13 protein-coding genes and 1 tRNA gene are annotated in these 18655 nt (G+C 65.8%); 7 read left to right on the top strand and 7 right to left on the bottom strand.

The features are described from left to right. The first annotated feature begins 216 nt into the window (after window positions 1-216). From R2737_07460 to R2737_07450, 3 genes are all read left to right on the top strand, one after another. On the top strand, window positions 217-1119 hold the full coding sequence (locus tag R2737_07460) for a hypothetical protein (protein MEZ5116088.1): 903 nt from the start codon (window positions 217-219) through the stop codon (window positions 1117-1119). A gap of 123 nt (window positions 1120-1242) precedes the next feature. Continuing rightward, window positions 1243-1315, top strand: a tRNA-Lys gene (locus R2737_07455). 214 nt (window positions 1316-1529) lie between these two features. Next, a complete protein-coding gene (locus R2737_07450; protein ID MEZ5116087.1) occupies window positions 1530-2678 on the top strand; it encodes a site-specific integrase in 1149 nt (382 codons plus the stop codon). 49 nt (window positions 2679-2727) lie between these two features. Here the strand turns inward: R2737_07450 and R2737_07445 are convergent, their stop codons facing one another. Further along, window positions 2728-3507 (bottom strand): helix-turn-helix transcriptional regulator, encoded by a 780-nt coding sequence (locus tag R2737_07445; GenBank protein ID MEZ5116086.1) that lies wholly within the window; start codon window positions 3505-3507, stop codon window positions 2728-2730. Window positions 3508-4067: 560 nt separating this feature from the next. Here R2737_07445 and R2737_07440 point away from each other — a divergent pair. Then, the gene (locus R2737_07440; protein MEZ5116085.1) at window positions 4068-5069 is read left to right on the top strand and encodes a hypothetical protein; all 1002 of its coding nucleotides are present in this window, start codon (window positions 4068-4070) and stop codon (window positions 5067-5069) included. Window positions 5070-5395: 326 nt separating this feature from the next. On the opposite strand, the gene R2737_07435 is transcribed toward R2737_07440, so the two are convergent. From R2737_07435 to R2737_07420, 4 genes are all read right to left on the bottom strand, one after another. Further along, window positions 5396-5974, bottom strand: a complete 579-nt coding sequence (locus R2737_07435) for a hypothetical protein (GenBank protein MEZ5116084.1) — start codon at window positions 5972-5974, stop codon at window positions 5396-5398. Between the two features lie 36 nt (window positions 5975-6010). Beyond that, window positions 6011-6724, bottom strand: coding sequence for a peptidoglycan-binding protein (locus tag R2737_07430; protein ID MEZ5116083.1), 714 nt, complete (start codon window positions 6722-6724; stop codon window positions 6011-6013). A 1530-nt stretch (window positions 6725-8254) separates the two neighbouring features. After that, the gene (locus R2737_07425; GenBank protein ID MEZ5116082.1) at window positions 8255-8446 is read right to left on the bottom strand and encodes a hypothetical protein; all 192 of its coding nucleotides are present in this window, start codon (window positions 8444-8446) and stop codon (window positions 8255-8257) included. A gap of 209 nt (window positions 8447-8655) precedes the next feature. Beyond that, a complete protein-coding gene (locus R2737_07420; protein ID MEZ5116081.1) occupies window positions 8656-9378 on the bottom strand; it encodes a hypothetical protein in 723 nt (240 codons plus the stop codon). 316 nt (window positions 9379-9694) lie between these two features. Between R2737_07420 and R2737_07415 the strand changes: the two genes are divergently transcribed. After that, window positions 9695-10132 (top strand): hypothetical protein, encoded by a 438-nt coding sequence (locus R2737_07415; GenBank protein ID MEZ5116080.1) that lies wholly within the window; start codon window positions 9695-9697, stop codon window positions 10130-10132. A gap of 512 nt (window positions 10133-10644) precedes the next feature. On the opposite strand, the gene R2737_07410 is transcribed toward R2737_07415, so the two are convergent. After that, window positions 10645-10986, bottom strand: coding sequence for a hypothetical protein (locus tag R2737_07410; GenBank protein ID MEZ5116079.1), 342 nt, complete (start codon window positions 10984-10986; stop codon window positions 10645-10647). 451 nt (window positions 10987-11437) lie between these two features. Next, complete coding sequence (locus R2737_07405) at window positions 11438-12346, bottom strand: site-specific integrase (GenBank protein MEZ5116078.1); 909 nt, start codon at window positions 12344-12346, stop codon at window positions 11438-11440. A 263-nt stretch (window positions 12347-12609) separates the two neighbouring features. Between R2737_07405 and R2737_07400 the strand changes: the two genes are divergently transcribed. Together R2737_07400 and R2737_07395 are read left to right on the top strand one after the other, a co-directional pair. Continuing rightward, entirely contained in the window at window positions 12610-15849 is a 3240-nt protein-coding gene (locus R2737_07400) for a helicase-related protein (protein MEZ5116077.1), read from the top strand. Next, complete coding sequence (locus tag R2737_07395) at window positions 15846-18632, top strand: hypothetical protein (GenBank protein MEZ5116076.1); 2787 nt, start codon at window positions 15846-15848, stop codon at window positions 18630-18632. The genes R2737_07400 and R2737_07395 overlap by 4 nt, the downstream gene beginning before the upstream one ends. Window positions 18633-18655 lie beyond the last annotated feature (23 nt).

Genomic DNA, 18655 nt, shown 5'->3' with positions numbered 1-18655 from the left:
GCGGGTGGAACGCCGCGGGCGACGCTCGGCGTAGGGGTGGTCGCCATGCTGACCGCCGGCTTCCGAGGTAGGGCGTGGCTCTATAGCGCGATCGTGGCTGGCGGGCTCGCTGTGTCGGCGTGCGGCTCTGCGTCGTCCGGTTCGTCGTCAACCACCATCGCGACGGCCGGGACTTCGGTGGCCTCGTCTGAGATGCGGCCGTCATCGTCACCGGCGGTGACCGTGGAGCGCGACGTTCGGTTCGCGGCCGCACCCGCGGCCGACCTGTGGACCGACCGTGTCATGGATCTGTACGCGGCCAAGGACGCACACGGTGCCCCGTTGGTGGTGCTGTTCACCGCGCACGGAGTCACGAAGGACACCTGGGCTGAGTACGCGGAGCTGGCAACCGCGCTGGCTCAGCGCGGGATCGTCGTGGCGGTGTCCAACTGGAGCCAGCTCGGCACGGACGAGTCAACGGCTGACAAGGTCGTCGATGTTGTCATGCAGGGGCGAGCGGTGCAGGCGTGCGCCGTCGCGTTCGCGGTCGGTCGCGCTCGCAGGCTCGGGGCCGATCCGCGGCGTCTGGTGCTGATGGGGCAGATGTACGGGGGGAACCTGGCCTCGCTCACGGCGCTCGCGCCGACCGTCGCGCCGGTGCGTGGCTGTCTCGACAGGACACGTCGGTGGCAGGCCGCAGGTCTGGTCGTGTGGGACGGCGACTGGTTGGCCGGAATGAACCTATGGGACAGCTACGGAGCCGACGCGGCTCGCATCGCGGCTGCTGTCACGCCGTGGAACGTGTTGTCAACGGCGCCCCGCGTCCCCGTCGTGGCGGCGTTCAGCGACAACACGGCGCAAGCCACCCAGCGCTGCGAGGCCGGGACCTCACCGACCTGGCTCGCCCAGCGGGACCCCACCGGCCAGATGCGGCAGCAGCTTCTGCTCGTCGATGCCTTTGTCGACGGCTGTGTCGACATCGGTGACGGCACGACCGCCATGGTGGCGGCCATGCAGGCGGAAGGCATCGAAGCGGACGTGCTCGAGCTCGACGGCGCGACCACCAGCGAAGAAGTCCTCGACCCCGCAGACCGAACGGCGCTCGTCGATGCCACGGCTGCGCTCACGGGGAGCGACTAACTGCCAGGGCACCCTCAGCTCTGGTGACGGGAGCCGGGTGGCGCGGTGCCAAGTGCCCGGTCGGCCGGGAGACATTCCCCTGTACAGTCCCGAGCGAAGTCCGGAGATTCATCCCCCTCTCACGGGCCGCTAGCTCAACTGGCAGAGCAGCGGACTTTTAATCCGCGGGTTCAGGGTTCGAGCCCCTGGCGGCCCACCCACGCACACCCCTCCTGACCTGCCGAAACGCAGGCCAGGGGTCAGATGTTCCCCTGGCGGCAAGGGGGTCTTGGGTCGAATGGCATCCATTCGGCATCCATTCCGACCCCGGGTGGGGCGCGGGGTGGGCCTCCGCGGGCTTCCCGCGGATCACCCGGTCCCTCGGGTCGCGCTTGCTGTCCTCGTCGTGATGACGACGAGAGGAAGCACTAGTGACACCAACCACGGGAACGCGACGGTCCAACGGCGAGGGGCACATCAAGAAGTACCACGATGGCTGGCGCGGTTCTGTACGCGTGGACGGCAAGCGGCGCTACGTGCGGGGCCGTACGCGCCAGGAGGTCGTGAACAAGATCCGGAACCTGCCGAGCCAGCGCCACGCTGACCGACCCATCTCGGTCGCGACGTGGCTTGAGTCGTGGGTGGCCCAGCACAGCCGAATGATCCGTCCCTCCACGGAGGCGCGCTATCGGGGCCTGATCGATCACCACCTTGCCCCCCGACTCGGTCACCTGCCCCTGGGCGACTTGCGGCCATCCCACGTCAATGCGTGCCTGCATCAGATGGTGGACTCGGGGCAGAGCGCCAGTTCGGCTCAGCAGGCGAGAGCGGTGCTGTCGCGCGCCCTGAAGGACGCGGAAGCCGAGGGCCTGGTCTCCCGCAACGCGGCCCGATTGGCTGCACGCCCCAGGGGGTCCTCCCAGCCGATCTCACCACTGACTCCCGAAGAGTCTTGGACCGTCCTCCAGAAGGCCAGCACACGGAACCCGTCGGAATACGCCCGGCGGTTGCTCGTCCTAGCCTTGGGGCTCCGCCAGGGTGAGGTACTGGGCCTCACCTGGGACGACATCGACTTCGCCAACTCAACTATCCACATCCGCGCCGCGCTGGCCGGCAAGCACGTCGGCGAGGAACGCCAACCGCTGAAGACCGCCGCATCGCGACGCAGCCTCCCCCTGGGCCACCCCCTGACCACCGTGCTCCAGGAGGTCCGACGCGAACAGGAAGTCCTGGCGTCCGAGCAGGCTGACTTCAATCCGCTGGGGCTGGTCTTCGTGACCTCGACCGGGAATCAGGTTCTGGCGCGAAACGACCATCGGCAGTGGCAGGCGCTGCTGAAGTCCGCGGGTGTGAAGCCTCGCCGGTTGCACGACGCTCGCCACACCGCGGCCACTGCCATGCACGCTGCAGGCCTCGATATGAAAGACATCAGCACGGTCCTCGGGCACTCCACGATCACTCTCACCGCAGACACGTACACCCACCAGGACGCCTTCCGGATTGGGGACATTGCCAAAATGGTGATCAACCGCTACCGCAGTACAGGCAACCAAGACGGGACGGATCTCACGTCCGAGTAGTCACGTCCGCGCAGCAGCAGAAGTGCGCGGCGAGTGACACCGTCCGATATCAGGTTTCGACCGGTCGCCGGACCGCGCGAGAGCCGATCTCCGTCACCAGCGCGTCCAAGCGGTCGAACTCACCCGCCATGACGTCGTCCGGCGCACCAGTCTCGATTGCCTTGACCAACTGACGGATCGCGCGCACCGCTTGTGTGGCTAAGTCGCCAAGCGGCTGCTTCGCCAGCAGCCGCGCATCCTCGCGTGAGCGCTCTGCGACTGCCTGCCAGCCGGACTCCACTGGTGATCCGGGACCTGATCCCTGAGCGGCCGCTCGGGGTCGGACGCTCCGCGTGTCGCCGCTGGGTTCATGGAGGTGGCTGCGCGAAGTGAGCCGATCGAAGGCCCGCGCATCTTGGTTTGGCAACGCCCTCAACCCACTCAGCCACTCCCGCCAGCAGTTCGCCTCGACCGAAAGCGCCCGACCGCGCCTCGTCTCTCGGACTTCCAGATCGAGGTGGACGTCGCCCGCTAGAGCAGAGGACGAGGGAGCCAACAACGATGCGACGTCGCAGTTCAGGACATCCGCCAGAGCGACCAACTCGTCCACGGTGATCTCTGACCGCGCGTTCTTGGCGCCGGACGGGTTGCCCGAGGGGTTCCGTCGGAAGCGCTTGTCTGGCGGTCGGGTCTCCAACCCCCGATATGTGCTCTCTGGAATCCCGAGCATGGCGGCCACCGCAGCCTGCGTCCACGCGCCTCTGGTGCCGGGGTCCCTCTCCTGCGCGATCCGCATGTTCTCGGCCCGCACCGTCCACACGTTGCGACACACCAACTCCGACACGGTCATGACCTCGGTCCTGACCTCACCGTCTGTCCGCTTCATGAGAGTCCTTCCGCGGGCTTCCCGCTGAACGGGGTGGTCTCAATGGCCCCTCGATGAACCTGGAGGCGCCTGGTCACCCGACCCACCGGAGACAATGATGAACCCGCTGTTGCTCACCGTTTCACAGGCCGCCGACACCCTCGGCCTGTCCCGTTCCAAGACCTACGAGTTGATTCAGAGGGGGGACCTGCACAGCGTAGTCATTGGTCGCTGCAGGCGCGTACCGACGGCGTCCCTCAACGACTTCATCGAGTCTCTTTCGCCTCCCCGGACCACCACGTCGGTCTCGGTCACCGTTGCTGGCGGGTCCGGTGCGTAGGGCTCTCCCGCACGCCGAATACACCGCCTCGGAGATCGAGGTCAACTCCGGGAGCGCCCACGACCAGTGCCCGACTTCTCGGTGCCGCCTCTCGGGCAGCGGCAACGCGAAGGAGTCGGGAAGTTCCCCTACTTCTCTTAGTGACACAGGGCAGGAAGACCCTCAGGAGGCCGTCGCTGCAAGCGGGATTGGCTACTCCTTCGGAGTGGACACCGTGAAGGTCGCCTTTGAGGTCGATCTGTCTCAGTGCGACACGTCTTCCTCTCTGTGGCTCGGCAGCAGCAGCAGAAACCCGCGGACTCCCCAGTCGGCGACCGGAGAGACGTTCCGTGGGCGGTACCAAGGCACATCCGCCAATGCCGCAGTTCGCCTCTACACCGAACGCGGAATCTGCCACCTGGAGTTCAACGCCGCGAGGATGGCCGGGTTGAAGGCGCCGGACCTTCTCCCTCCCGATGCGTTGTCCGTCCTGGTGGGCAAGGTGATTGAGGAGGTGTCCACCGTCGTGTGGCCCGTCTTCCAGAACGTGGACGAGGTAACGGGTCAGGTCTGCTGGGCTCCCCATTGGGAAGACCAAGTGAAGTTGCGGCGGCTGGATCTGGCCCGGGACTTCATCATCGACCAGCCCGCACTCGTCCAGCGGGTCCTCAAGGAGGTGCAGCCGAAGTACGGCAAGACGAAGGCCGAGTATCGAGGCCCCCACGGATCCTGGACCCTGACCAATCAGACGAAGAGCACTGGCATGGAGCGGATCTACGACAAGTCCGCTGAACTGGCCAGCGATACGGTCCAGGCAGTTATGACCAAGGCCGGCGATCGACGATTCCGGTTCGAGACCGAGATCCGAAGGGACCGCCTAAATGCCCTGGGCCTGCGGCGCCTCTCTGACGTCTCCGCTCACACAGCGTGGCAGGCCCTGGAGCACCGTTGGAACGCGACACGATGGGGAAGCCCTCTCCCCTCTTCCACAGATCTGTCCAACATCCTCATGGGCATGACGCCCCAGAATCGCGAGAAGATCGTCGGGTTCCTTCACCTTGAGGCATGCGGGCTAACCAGCGACTTCAGCGAATCCCAACTGAATGATCGGCGTGCGAGGGTCCGGAAGGCAGGTCTCTTGCCCGGTATTCCGGTGGATCTCCAAGGACCGCCCTCGCACTTCCTCGACCTCTCCTCGGGTCGCCTGATCCGGATCCCGACCCCGTAGGCCGTCTACGGATTGGTGACCGAGGTGGACGGTTGACGACACGTTCACCCTGACGGGTGGATGCGGACGACCCACCATGGACCCAGAGGTGATCAACTTGTCCAATGCCCCCATGCTCTACAGCCCGTCGCAGGTTGCCCGGATTCTGGGATTGTCCCGCACGAAGACCTATGACCTGCTTTCGTCTGGCGCCATCCCGTCGGTGAAGATCGGTAGGAGCCGCCGCGTCCCCGCGAGACTGCTTAACGATTACATCGAATCCCTGTCGGACGGCCGCTGAAGCCGAGCGGAGCCATCGAGCGAAGGCAGACCGCCCCGGAAGTGCTCTAGTAGCCGGGTGCACCCGCGTCCCGAAGGGCTTGATCCACTGCGTCTGTCCTCAACAGCATGGTTCCGTAGTTGGAACTCCGCTTGAATGCGCATACGGGAGTACCCGCGATACCGGTTCCCGTGTCTGCCGGGGCGCAAACGAACTCGGTGTTCTTTGACTCAACGCAGTCTGCCGTGAAGACAAGGACGTTGTCGATGGCGGTCGCGGCTTCCATCACATCAGCCGTGCTGACGAACTGATCTAGAGTGATGACCTCGCGGGCACAGTCCGAGATGGCCTTGTCCAGACCAGCCTGAGTGGCTGGATAGTCGTTGGCAGTCGAGTCCGGGGCTGAACTGCCAGCCACGGGGCTGGACCGCATGACTGCCAACATGCCCCAGACGGCCGCCACGACCACTGCGCCGACTACTATGACCGCGCCGATCAAGAGACCGGTGGAGCGTGACTCCCGAATCGGCTTTGCGGTCGAATCCGGCTCCGGTGGCACAGTCACGGGATGCCACGCCGTCCCGTCCCACCAATGCTTGCCGTCCGGCGAGTAGAGCCGGCCATCCTCACGTCGTCCGTCTGACACGTCTGCCGCTCCTCCCTCCGCGATCCATGGGTCGCCTCAGTAGCGCACCATCACCATGACGCTCGTTCCCACAGGGACGGCCTGCCCGGCAGCGGGACTCTGGCTGGAGACCACGCCGTATCCTCCGATGTTCCCGTTTCCGAGACGCAACCCCGCCTCGACGAGGACGCGTTGGGCAGTAGCCGGATCCAGTCCCACGATGTTGGGCACTTCCACCATCTGCACTGTGTTTGCCGGTCGGTCCGGTGGCTCGTTCCATTCTGGGCCGTCGGTTGGATTCTGGGGGTCCCGCGTCGCTTCGTGCTCGGCGACCTCACCGCGCACCTCACCGCAGAGGTCGTTCACCTGCAGGCTTCCCCACGTTTGCGGACCCGTGATGCCATCGACGATGAGTCCGTGGTAGCGCTGGTACCCGCGCACCGCCGCCTTTGTCATCGACCCGTAGACGCCGTCAACTGGTCCTGGTTGGTAGCCGAGATCGGTCAGGAGCGACTGGAGAAGCGTCACGTCATCGGTGTTGGCATCCGTGTCGCGAAGAGTGGACAGTTCGTCGAGGTCGGCCAGGCACAGGTAGTACCACCTGTCGCTGGGGTCTGCGACGGCCTCTCGGAAGGCTGGTGTCGCGGATGAGGCCTTCGCGTCCTTCGCTGCAGCCGGATCTTCCGAGTCTTCGTTGCGCTCGGCGGCCTTCGACGGGCTGATTGTCGGCAACGCCGAAGTTGAGCGGGCGCCGACGCCAGGTGTCGGCATCCCCGAAGGGGACTCGGCTCCTGCCCCGCCACCGCAGGCAGTAAGCCCAAGCGCTGTCGCGAGCGCTGCGATCTGGATCGTCCGTCGAATCGACATGGCGACCCCCCGCGCGAGGAACCCTGACCTTCAGCAACGATGCTAGTAGGTGAAAACCGAGCGATGGGGCTACCCCCTACCGGGCAATGACGCCCGGCTCGCCTGCCTACGATGGTTGCGCGCGGCTACGGGACGATTTCGGGGGTTTGGGATGCGCAGATGGACAGCGCGACTTGTTGCCGCTTCCCTGACAATGGCTGTTGTCGGCGTGGGAGTCCCCATCTCGACCGCTCAGGCCACCTCTGGCACCGCGGTCGTCTACGCCACGCTCGGATGTGGCAATCAGGTGCGGGTGCAGTGGATCGATAGCACGGGGCGCACTGTCCGAGATTCCCTCGCCATCAAGGGACGGGCAGGGCTGCAACTGATCCCCTACGACTATCAGTCGTCGAAGAAGCGCCTGTTGTTGGCTGCGTACGACTGCCGGACACGGACAGACCGCTTGCTGGTTGCGACCCTCGGCAGCAGGAAGGCTCCCCGGACCATCCTGACCCTCCCGACCTCTCGTTCTCTGTATGGCGCGGCCTACGACTTGGCGACCGGGCAGCCACAGGCGCTCATCGTTGACCGATCCGGCACCAGCGGGGTTGCCGCCTACAGCAGTGGACGGTGGACCGCGGTCTGGTCCAACCAGGACTCCAGGTTCTACCCAGAGGGGCTCGTCGGCGGCACGGGCCGGGAGTTCTTGGTGTACGGGAGGGACTTCTCCACCGGTCGCTGGCAGGTTCGCCGTGTCGCGCGCTTCGGTGGTGATCAGGTGGTCCTGAGCGGACCAGGGTCGAGCCTCCGCCATGTCTCGCGAAGCACTCTGGAACAGGTGACCGCCTTCGTCACCCCGACCCAGACCTACGTGTGCTCATTCCCAGGCGGGTACCCCTACTACGACACCGTCGAGGATGGCGTCTCTGAGGGGTCGTGTTCCACAGTCCGATGGCAGGCTCGCGAGGGCTTCTTCCTGCCCGGGTCGCGGTCCAATACACACCTTCTGACATTGGTTCCGACGGGTGGAACCCAACGAGCCTGGCCCGTCACCTGCAGCAGTACGGGATTCACCTGTGGGCGGCCCTCGATCGGGACGCCCAGGCAAGCGAGCACGCAAGGACAGGACCACGTCACCGTGAGTTGGCTGTCTCTTGGCCGCCTCCCAGTTCAGCAGGTCCGCTAGGCACGTCGAGGTGGCCCCGCGGCGGCTGATCCTCGGTCGCAGCCGCATGCTGGCCGACCCAGGGACATGCACCGCGTGGGCTTGGCGCGTCAGAGCAGGACGGGGCCTGAGTGCCTCACCGAGGCAGCAGGAGCCACGCAGGGGCTCGAAACGCCCCTCTCAGTGCCCGGGAGAACCCCTTGTTGGAAGGCCCCTCACAGAGCCGCCAGCGGGCTACGGTCTTCGCGGGGTCGAGGGTCCTGGGGAGTGCCGGGCACACGGTGGAGCGCCTACGGATTGGGCAAGTAGTCCACCATCACCGCCGCGACCGACACGCCGAACCCGCTACCGACGGGGCCGCAGACGATCAATCCCTCCGCGTTCGGCCCGCACTCGATGTTGCCCGGGGCTTCGCGTTCGACACAGGTCCCGATCTCAGCAGCGAGTGCGGATGCGCCTCCGGTCCACACCTGCTCCAGCACGAACTGGGGGTCGTAGAGGTCGATGGTCTTCTTCGAGCATCACTTGACCGCCTCGACGACCTCGGATTGCGAGATGGGGGTGGCAATCCCTGTGGTCGGTGAGCCTGGAGCGTGGAGGGCGCTGCACCCACTCAGGACCGACGCGGCCACGAATCCGACGCTCACGATCGCCTTGACTGCACGACGTTGCACTCGCTCCCTCCCGTTCCCTAGCCCGACCAAGGTTGGGGCGGCGCTGGCGCGTCGTAGCCGGTGAGCGGGCAGTCGAGGAGCACCCTGACCGTTCCCCGGCGTGGGAGGACGCTGCCGGCTCCTGGAGACTGACCCACCACCAGACACAGGTTGAGCGCCTGAGCGCGCAGTGACGGGTCGGTGTTGGTGTAACTGGGAACCAGATACACGCCGGCACTCATGGCCAGGCTGTTCGCGGTCTTGTTGCCGAGTCCGATGAATCGCGGAACGGAGACCTGGTCCTGGGCAGTGGTCGGGGGTTCCTCAGTCCCCTCCGGCACGGGGTCGTCAGCGAGCGCGTCGAGAACGTCATCAGGTACCTCGGCGTCGGTGCTATCGACCGGATGCACGGCGATGCGCGTCGCCAGACCCTTGGAGTTGTACACCAGTTCTGTGTAGGGACTGGAGGGGTCGGGCTCGACCGCCGTGACCACGGCCTCCTGCAGGGCGTCCCAGGTGACCCCCCTCCCACCGATCAGCACGTCGGCGGACGACAAGGCCCCTACCGTCCGCTCCTTGGTGGATTCGTTGCGCAGGCAGTACATGCCGTCCGGTTCGGTGTATCTGGCAACGGTGCAGGCACCTCCTGACGAGAGCGGAACGGGTTGAAGACGGTCGTAGGTCAAGACGGCCGAGCCGTCCGTGCGCACTCGGACCTTGCGGAGCATGACGTAGTCCGGAGTCCAGACGTTGTCCTTCACGCGGGGAAGTGGCGGCAGTGCCGCGGGCTTGGCCGAGGCAGTTCCTTGGGGAGCGGCGGTCGCGTCTTGGGTCACGGTCACCGTCGCGGTGGGCGGTGACGATTCCGCCGCCACCGAGCAGCCCACCAGCGTGGAGGTCGCCGTCAGAGACACCGCCAGGCAGACCGTCCGCCAATGGCTCTGCACGATTCCTGACCCCCGTCCACGACGCTGCTGCCACACTTCGCTGAGGCCCAACCTGCTGCGAGAGTAGTACCGAGACCGGGGTCCAAGGTCCCCACTTGGTGGGCCGATCGACAAGTCTGGCGGTGCTCCTGTGAAGCGACTGACCCTTCTCGCGGCGGCCGTCCTAACGCTCACGCTCTTGCCTGCTGGGCCGGGCGCAGCGGCTGCTGCAGATGAACCCCGCGGCACTGCCCTGAAGCCCGGCAAGTACTACGGCATGAGTCGGGACTTCGGCGATCCGATGTACGGCTTGGTGATCACCAAGACAACTAGTGGCTTGAGGTTCCGCGCAGAGTCGGCCGACCTTTCGGGGATGGTGTTCCACTCAGTGTCGGGACGGCTGAAGTATCGGAATGGGAAGGTGACCCTGATCCTGCGCGACGGGACGACAACCCCAGGAGTCTTCGTAGCCCGGGTCACGTTCCGCGGTGTTCCGTCGTCCATGATCCGGATCCCCCGCTGCTCGCTGCTGGTGCGCAACGACTTCGGTGGCGTCCGCGGGTGTGAGTTCTATCGGCCGCTCCGGTAGGGCGAAGGCGCGTCTCGGCTGCTGCCGCCAGGCGGCCCCGTTGCTCGGCTCCGCAGTCAGTGCGGGGCCGCAGGGTGTCTCCAACCGCTCAACGCTCGCGATCGTGTGGGTCAGGCCGGATGTTGATCACAGTGGTGGTGTGCCGACCGGAAGTCGCGGAATACGGGGCAGGGTGAGTTGGTAACAGCGTTGGCGGTCGGGACTGAATGAACGTCCCCGGCACAGGGAAGTTGATCACAGCGTGGGTGCGTCGATGACAGTTGATCTCTCGGGCGGCAACGCCCGGTCACCGAGTGTCAGTAGCCCACGGGCTCTTGCCGACACGTAGGTGCCAGGTCGCCGGCCCCGAGTTTGGGCAAGTGGGACCCAAGTGGTGAGTCAGGGTTCCGGGCGAGCCTCGCATCGAGCGCGATCACCCGTGCCTGCAGCCTGCTGCGATGCGACCGCTGCTGGATGCCGTGGTTCCCGATCGGAACGAGGCCGTGCGCTTGGTGGCTAGCCGGAGGCGACGCCTAGACGACCGGCCGGCTTCTCCAGATCTGATACTCCACGTAGATATCCGCGAGGTTGGATCCGTTGCCGTTGAGTGCCCGACCGAAGGCGAAGACGGGTTCGTAGCAGGACGAGCCCGCGATGGCCCCGGTGCCGCCCGGTCGGGTCTTCGTCACCGGCCCAGGCCCTGTGGCCAGGGCGTCGGCCCCGGATCGGATCGTGACGTCGGGGTTGGCCGAGCGCCACCTGACGAACCATCGGTAGGCAGCGCAGTCGTTGGCCGCCGGCCCGGGGAACCCCAACACGTCCTCCCAGCCGTAGCCCTGGAACACCCGAACCGTCACGCGCTTGGTCCGGCCCACCTGAAAGCCTGGGGCTCGTCTCGGGAAAGACGGCGCGGTGGAGGCGTAGGCATACGACTTGATCCAGATGTACCCGAGGCGGGGGACGGGGATCCTTGCGGCCGGCACAGCCGCGCCCACCGAGGATCCAGGGGACTGGACCGTTGAGGGAGCGCTGACCGCGGACGCAGGGACCGAACTGGCTGCCAACAGCGACCCAACCAAGGCCATCACGGCCCCAGCCGCGGTCGTCCGCATTCGGCCCGTTCTGCCTGCGCTGCCCATCCTCGACGCACCCCCAGTCGTTTCGGCCTGACCAAGGGTCATCGTGCTCCCATCCCATACCGGGATGCAGGGCAAGCCACTGAGTGCGGCGGCAGAAACTTGAGCCGGGCAATCGTCACTGGCCCCCGGCAGAGCCCGCATGAGCATTCGGGCTCGCCAGGAGAAGGCCCGCTGATGTCCCGAGCACCTACCTGCGGCGGGCCGGATCATGCTCGGCCGTCAGGGTGGCGACGGCTTCCTCGCTGGGGTGCACGTAGCGCTGCAGTGTCCGCAGCGACTGGTGGCGTGACTTGGCCATGAGCAGCGGTAGCGGGACGCCGTCCTCGGCCAGGTGGGTCAGGGCGGAGTGCCGCAACTGGTGGAGAGTGGCCCCGGTTTCGGCCGTGAAGACCTCCGCGGCGCGGCGGTAGGACAGCCGCGCCAGTCCGGTGTCGGGATCCAGGTCCCGGGTGGCGGGGACACGTCCTGCCGCCGGTGATCGGGAGGACAGGAAGACCGGGCCGTGCGTCCGTCCGCGGATGAGGTAGGGCAGCAGGCGGGCGGTGCCGGTCTGCCAGTGCACCGTGTCGATCGCTCCACCCTTGCGTCGTACGACGGCGCGCTTGCGGGCCAGGTCGAGGTCCTCGACATTCAGTCGCAGGATCTCCTCGGCCCGGGCGGCGGTCTCGTACAGCATCCGCCACAGGCAGCGGTCGCGGACCGGGATGTCCTTGCGGGTCAGCAGCCGGTCGATGTCGGCCCGTGACAGCGCCCGGTTATGGTCGGCGGGCTCGCGTCGGCGCTCGACGGTGGCGGCCAGATCAGGTCGGGTCCAGCCTTGCCGGGTGGTGTACGCCAGCAAGGACCGCACGGTGGCCAGGTGCCGGTTCCACGACGTCGGGGCCGCGGCCGGGTATGCCGCCCGGAGCGCGCTGGCCACCTGGTTCGGCTGCAGGTCGGCCAGGTCCCCCGCCGGCAGGTGCGTGCCGACCCGGGCGAGGGTGATCCGGTAGGCCCGCACGCTGTTGGACGCCAGGTCCCGCTCGGTCAGGAACCGGTCCACCGCGTCGGCCCATGACACCGTCGTCGCCGGCCGCAGCCTCCGCACCTCGGCCACCGGGACTCCTTCCGCAGATAACCAGCAAGAAGCCTCCGGAGATCCACACACCGGATCCCTCACGGATCGAAGGCGTCGCGCCTAGGATACCGCGGATAATGGCCAGTTATCTGCGGATACCCCGACCCTTAAGGGCGACCCTGGATGCCCAGCCCCAGGGCAGATGCATGACCGATTCGCCAGTTCCCGGGCAGTAGCCCAGTGACCCGGTTGAATAGGGCGAAACGCACACAGAGTCACGTTCGACGTAGTCGGTGGGGGCCTTGGCTGACCAGTCGCAGGAGATCGCCCTGGATAGTCGCGTCCGAGTACCGGGCCGCTCGGAGTGGGTCACCTTCCACGGCGCGGTGCCAGACGGCAGCGGCAAGTACCGCGTCTTCGTCGCCCCGGACGGCGGGGGACCCGAGCAGGTTGTCCTCAGCGCCGCGGAGTGGGCCTTGATCGAAGTCCTGGCCCACGACGGGTCGGGCGACTCCGAGCGCGTCCTGGCCGGGCTGTGGACGCAGTGGATGAGCGCAGCCAACCACAACGCGCGCACGTCGCTGCTGGCCGCGACGACACTACGTCCGTTCGCGCATCAGACGACCGCTGTGTACGGGGCGATGCTGCCGCAGCCGCAGTTGCGGTTCCTGCTCGGGGATGAGCCGGGAACCGGCAAGACGATCATGGCCGGGATGACGCTGAGGGAGATGCAGCGGCTCGGACTGGTGCGTCGGGGCCTGGTGGTGGCCCCGGCGGGCCTGGTGTCGAAGTGGATCGCGGACTTCGACCGGTTCTTCGGTGGGGGGTTGCGTCAGATCACGGCGAGCACGGTCCATGAGCACGCGCTGGACGTGGACCACGATCTGTGGATCGTGTCGCTGGAGTTGGCGGCGATGAACCCGAACGTGCAGGACGCGATCCGCCCGGACAAGGCGGGGTGGGACCTTGTCGTGTTCGACGAGGCGCACCGGCTCACCCCGACCGCTGGCACGTTCCACCGGGTGGGTCGGCTGCTGGCCCGGTCCACGCCGCGTGCCCTGTTCATGACGGCGACCCCGCACCGCGGGTCGGAGTGGCTCTTCCGGCACCTGCTGCATCTGGTGGACCCGGATATCTACCCCGACCCGGGGCAGGACAAGCCCAAGGACGATTCGGAACTGCCCCGGTTGAGGCCCGGAGCGATTCATTTCCTGCGTCGCATGAAGGAGTCGCTGGTCGATTACGACGGGGCGACGCGGCTGTTCAAGGGCCGCAGGGCGCACAACCTCGACATCCCCCTATCGAGCGTGGAAGGGGTCATCTACCAGCAGGCGTTGGACATGGTGGATGAGTTCTTCCCGCCGTCAGCGCAGCCGCTGGCGCGCATGGTGTATGGGAAGCGGGCCGCGTCGTCGCTGCACTCGCTGCGGGAGACGCTGCTGCGTCGCCGGGACAACATGGGGTCCAACGACCCAGTGAAGCCGTCGGCGGATGTGGACCCGTTCGACACCGACGTGATCGACTCCGAAGACGAAGCGAAGGTGACCCACGCGGACTCGGTGGCGTCACGTCGAGAGAAGTCCGCGATCAACGACATCGTCGCGTTGATCGACACCACGTTCGCCGGCGGTTACGAGCCGTCGAAGTGGAGCCGGTTGACCGGTGACGTGCTCGGCGGCAACGGCATCCTGCCCGGCGGGGTCGAGCAGGCCGTGGTGTTCACCGAATACGCCGACACCGCCGACTGGATCGAGCGTCGGCTGACCGATGACGGGTACACCGCCCGGGTGTACTCGGGCAGGAAGACCAACGCGGAGCGGGACGAGATCCGGTCCGCGTTCATGCGCGGCGAGTACCAGATCATCGTGTCCACCGACGCAGGCAACGAAGGTATCGACCTCCAGTCTGCGCACGTCCTCGTCAACTACGACATCCCCTGGTCGTTGGTTCGGCTGGAGCAGCGGATGGGCCGCATCCACCGCGTCGGGCAGAACCGGGACGTGGAGTTGTACAACCTCATCGCCACCGACACCCGCGAAGGGGACACCCTCCTCACCCTGCTGAACAACTTCGTGAACGCGGCGAACGAACTGGACGGGCAGTTGTTCGACTCACTGTCCCTGGTCGCGGAACTCGCGAACATCAACTACGAGGAATGGCTCAAAGCCGTGTACGGCGACGACCAGACCGCGAAGGACAAGGCACTCGCCGCCGCGCGAGCGGTCAAGACCGCCGACCTCAAAGCGAAGACCCAGCAACTCCGCGAAGAGGACAAGCAACTGGCGTCCACGGTGGAGGCCCGCGCCGCACTCACCCTCCTGCAAGACGACCTACTGGAACGAGTGAACCCGGCGATCGTCACCGCCTACCTCGACCGTCTCGCCCACGCCGGGCTCATCACCGCCGCCCCGTCCGCACAAGGTGACGGCATCCTCCGGCTCACCCGAACCGCCGGGCTGCCCGACTCCCTCACCGGGCACCGGAACGCCAAGACCGCCACCGTTGCCGTCAGCGGGGACGCGCTCACCGCCGCTGCCGAAGAAGTGGACGTGACCGGTGTCATTCCCCTCGGCCCCGGCGAACAAGGATTCACCGACCTCATCGGCCTCGCCGCGAGCCAGTTCTCACCCGACCTATACCGGGGCGGCACCGCTGACGACGCCACCAGCATCACCGACTACGACCTCTACGCCTACCGGGCCACGTTCACCGAATCCGGAGGCCGGAAGACCACCCAATGGGCGTCCCTGATCCGGGTGGACGCCACAGGCACCGCACTGCCGGTCCGCTGGGAAACCCTCGCCAACCTCACCCCCAGCAGCCGCAACGACACCCCCCACAACCCGCTGCACGCGCACCGAGCCGAAGAAGCAGCCAGCACCACCGCCACCACCTCAGAGATTGAGCAGCGGCAGGTGCGCCGGGAATGGTTCAAGAAGGCCAAGCAAGACCTCGCCACCCTGCCCTTCCTCCTCACCCAGAACATCACCGACCCCGCCGCCCGCGCCCGCGAATACACCCGGCTAGAGGAGAAGGTGAACCAGCGGCTCACCGACCTGGAAGTCCTGATCGCCGTCCAAGTCAGCGCGCCCGAACTCATCGGGCACGTCCACGTCTACGGCGCTGCAGCACCCCCGACCATCGAAGAGAAGAACAGCGAACAGATCGCCATCCTCCGCGTCGTCACGCTCCTGAAGTCCCAGGGCTGGACCGTGGACGATGTCCAGACCCAAGGACGCGGATTCGACCTCCTTGCCCGCAAGGGACCCGAACAACGCATGGTCGAGGTGAAAGGCATCTGGAAGAGCGCCACCAGCAGTGGAATCGACCTCACCGGACGTGAAGTACTCATCGCCACCCAGCACACCGACGACTACTGGCTCTACGTCATCGACCACTGCGAAACCGGCACCGGCACCATCTACGGCATCTATCGGAACCCCATGAGCACATTCCGTACCGAGATCACCGGAGCCGTCACCGTCACCATCCCCGGCAGCAGCCTCAAGAACGCCACAAACACGGAGGAACCACCCTCATGACCCGCATGATCGAACGATGGTTCCCCTGCGCTGAAGTGAGCCAGTCCGTCGAGAAGGGCTGGGGACTTGGCAGGGCCGAGAAGGCGGTGTTCCCGTGGTTCGCGGCACGCCCCCCTGCCCAGGCGAAGGCGGCAGTGATCTGTTCGCTCCTGCCGTGGCCGCAGGATGAGCAAGAGCGCAAGCGGCTTCAGGACATAGTCCGAAGGGCCATGACCGGGCGGTACGAGGCCAGCGCCGAGGTTCGTAGAGAGATTCTGAAGGCAAACCCGGGCGGCGCGAGCGTACTCGATCCTTTCAGCGGTCGCGGAATCCTTCCCCTGGAGGCTGCACGGCTGGGGCTGGAGTCTGTTGGGATCGACTACTCGCCGGTCGCCGCACTCGCAAGCCAGTTGCTCTGCACGTACCCCTTTGTTGACTGGTCGGCAGAACCTTCGATCCAGTTTGCTGACGAAGCGGCTCTCGCAAGCGCAACTGGCGGTGCGACTGCACGCAATGCTCAGTCAATGTTCGAAAGCGAGCCACTCGGAGCAAGGTTGCTGCGCGACGTGGCTACCGTGCTCGCTGAGGTCGGACGACGGCAAGCGAAAGCCATGGAACATCTGTACCCCGCATCTGAAGGAAGACTCCCGTGGGGATATCTGTGGGCAGTCACAATTCCCTGCCAAGAGTGCGGTCGGCGGTTTCCTCTTGTTGGGTCATACAACCTCCGTCTCCCGTCGGAACTCAAGCGTCGCGGGACCGCCAACCGCGAGTACGACGCTGGGCAGTCGTTCTACATTGACGGAGATCCTGCGACGGGTTCGTTTCGCGCAGTGGTCCACGATGGGACGCCCGTTCGAACGCCGACGTTGAGCAGTCCACTTCGTGAAGGGAAGAGGACTCGGGGTAAGTCAGCCATCTGCCCATTCCCCGACTGCGGGCATGTTCATTCCCTTGATACGCATCAGCGATTGGCCGGAGAAGGCCAAGGAAACGACGTGCTACTCGTAGTTGCTGAGGTTGGCGACAAGCAGAAGTGGTATCGCGAGCCCACTAACGCAGAACTCGCCGCGACAGGACAGGCCGCAAAGGAACTTGGCTCCTGCAAGCCCTTTTCCCCAATACTCCCTGCCGTTCCCACCGAGCAGATCCCGCTCAACAACGGAGCGACTATCCGGCCCTCTCTCTATGGCGCGAAGACATACGGGGACCTAATGTGCCCCCGCCAGACGCTTTCGACGGTCTCGCTTTGTCAGGCCATAGGAGATGTGGCAGCGGACCTGCGGAGGATGGGGGTGAGTGCTGACTACGTTGACGCTCTGGCCGGATACGCGGCCGCCTGCGTCGCCAAGAAGATCCGCTACTCGACTCGCGGCGCAACGCTCTACGTTGCGAATCAACAAGTTACCGACATCTACCTCAATGAAGGAGCGATTGCCTTTTCATACGACTTCTTCGAGACGGGGATCGGGGAAGGTGCCGGGACCTGGGGTTCCGTCAGTGCGAACTTGATCAGCACTCTGAAGAACATCACCTCAGAGATCCGCGGACACCCCGCGAGAATCTCTCGGGCAAGCGCGACGAACCTACCGCTTGCGGATTCGTCCCTCACAGCGGTCGTGACGGATCCACCGTACGACTCAATGGTCTACTACTCAGACTCATCGGACTTGGTTTACTCCTGGCTCAAGCGTGCCCTAGCAAACACCAGGCCCGAAATGGCGATCACGGCGGACGCCAGGGGCCTTCAAGAGAAGACGCTTGAAATCATCGTCAAGGAGCACGGCAAGGCTCCGGGCGAGCACAGGAATAGGGAACACTATGATCGCTTGATCTCCGAATCCTTCGTTGAGATGCGCCGCGTGATTCCTGGCGACGGTCTCGTCACGATTGTGTTTGGGCATGGCGACCCAGAGGTTTGGCAGCGGCTACTGGCAGCGATCATGTCAGCCGGACTGGTTATGACGGGGTCGTGGCCCGCGAGGACGGAGTCTGGCGGACAACAGGGAAAGGCAAACATCGAGACCACGTTGACGATGTCGTGTCGCCCTGCCGCAGCGAACCGTCCGGATGGGATGAAGGCGTCAGTCGAGGCTGAGGTGAGGGCGGAGGTTATGTCCCGCATCGAGTTGTGGGAGAAGTCGGGGCTGGCCCCCACCGACATGTTGATGGCGTCCGCTGGTCCTGCGATGGAGGTCGTGGGGCGATACGAGCGGGTGTTGGACATCGCCGGTGAGCCGGTGGACCCGACTGAGTATCTGGTGGTGGCGCGGCGCGCCGTTCAGGAGGACGCGCGGATTGAGATCGACCATCACCCGTTGGACACGTTCGACGCTCGTACCCGGTACGCGTTGTGGTGGGTGCAGTTGTTCGGGAAGAACGAGACCGCAAAGAGCGAAATGCGGTGGCAGACCCTGGCGGCCGACATGGATCTGGCTGCGGTGCGTGACCTGATGTTCGAGACCAGCAAGGGGGTCCGGTTCACCGACTCAGCCAAGTTCAAGGGTCTCATCGGACATGAGTCCGCGGTGATAGACGTGACGTTGGCGATGGCTGGGGCGTGGGCTGAGGGTATGGACGCTGTCGGTGCTGTGTTGGCTGCGTCGGGTCGCGAGGATGATCCGTACTTGTGGGCGGCGGTGAAGTTCCTGTCGAACCGTCTGCCGGAGTCGGACCCTGATGCGATTGCGTGGACGAAGATCATCCGGAACCAGTCGGGGGTGACGGCCTCTGCGCGGGGTGCTGCGGCGGATGCGGCGTCGGTGCAGGAGTCCTTGGACTTCTCGGGCGGCACCGGTGTGTGAACAAGCCGATAGTGGTTGTGGGT

Source organism: Candidatus Nanopelagicales bacterium (assembly GCA_041393815.1).
Classification (GTDB): Bacteria; Actinomycetota; Actinomycetes; order S36-B12; family JAWKJK01; genus JAWKJK01.
The sequence above is the reverse complement of the archived record's forward strand: the minus strand, read 5'-3'. Positions and strand labels throughout refer to the sequence as shown.

Coding starts and splice junctions, on each gene's coding strand:
- R2737_07445 (MEZ5116086.1), bottom strand. CDS start 3,507: ATGACCGTGTCGGAGTTGGTGTGTCGCAACGTGTGGACGGTGCGGGCC.
- R2737_07430 (MEZ5116083.1), bottom strand. CDS start 6,724: ATGCCGACACCTGGCGTCGGCGCCCGCTCAACTTCGGCGTTGCCGACA.
- R2737_07395 (MEZ5116076.1), top strand. CDS start 15,846: ATGACCCGCATGATCGAACGATGGTTCCCCTGCGCTGAAGTGAGCCAG.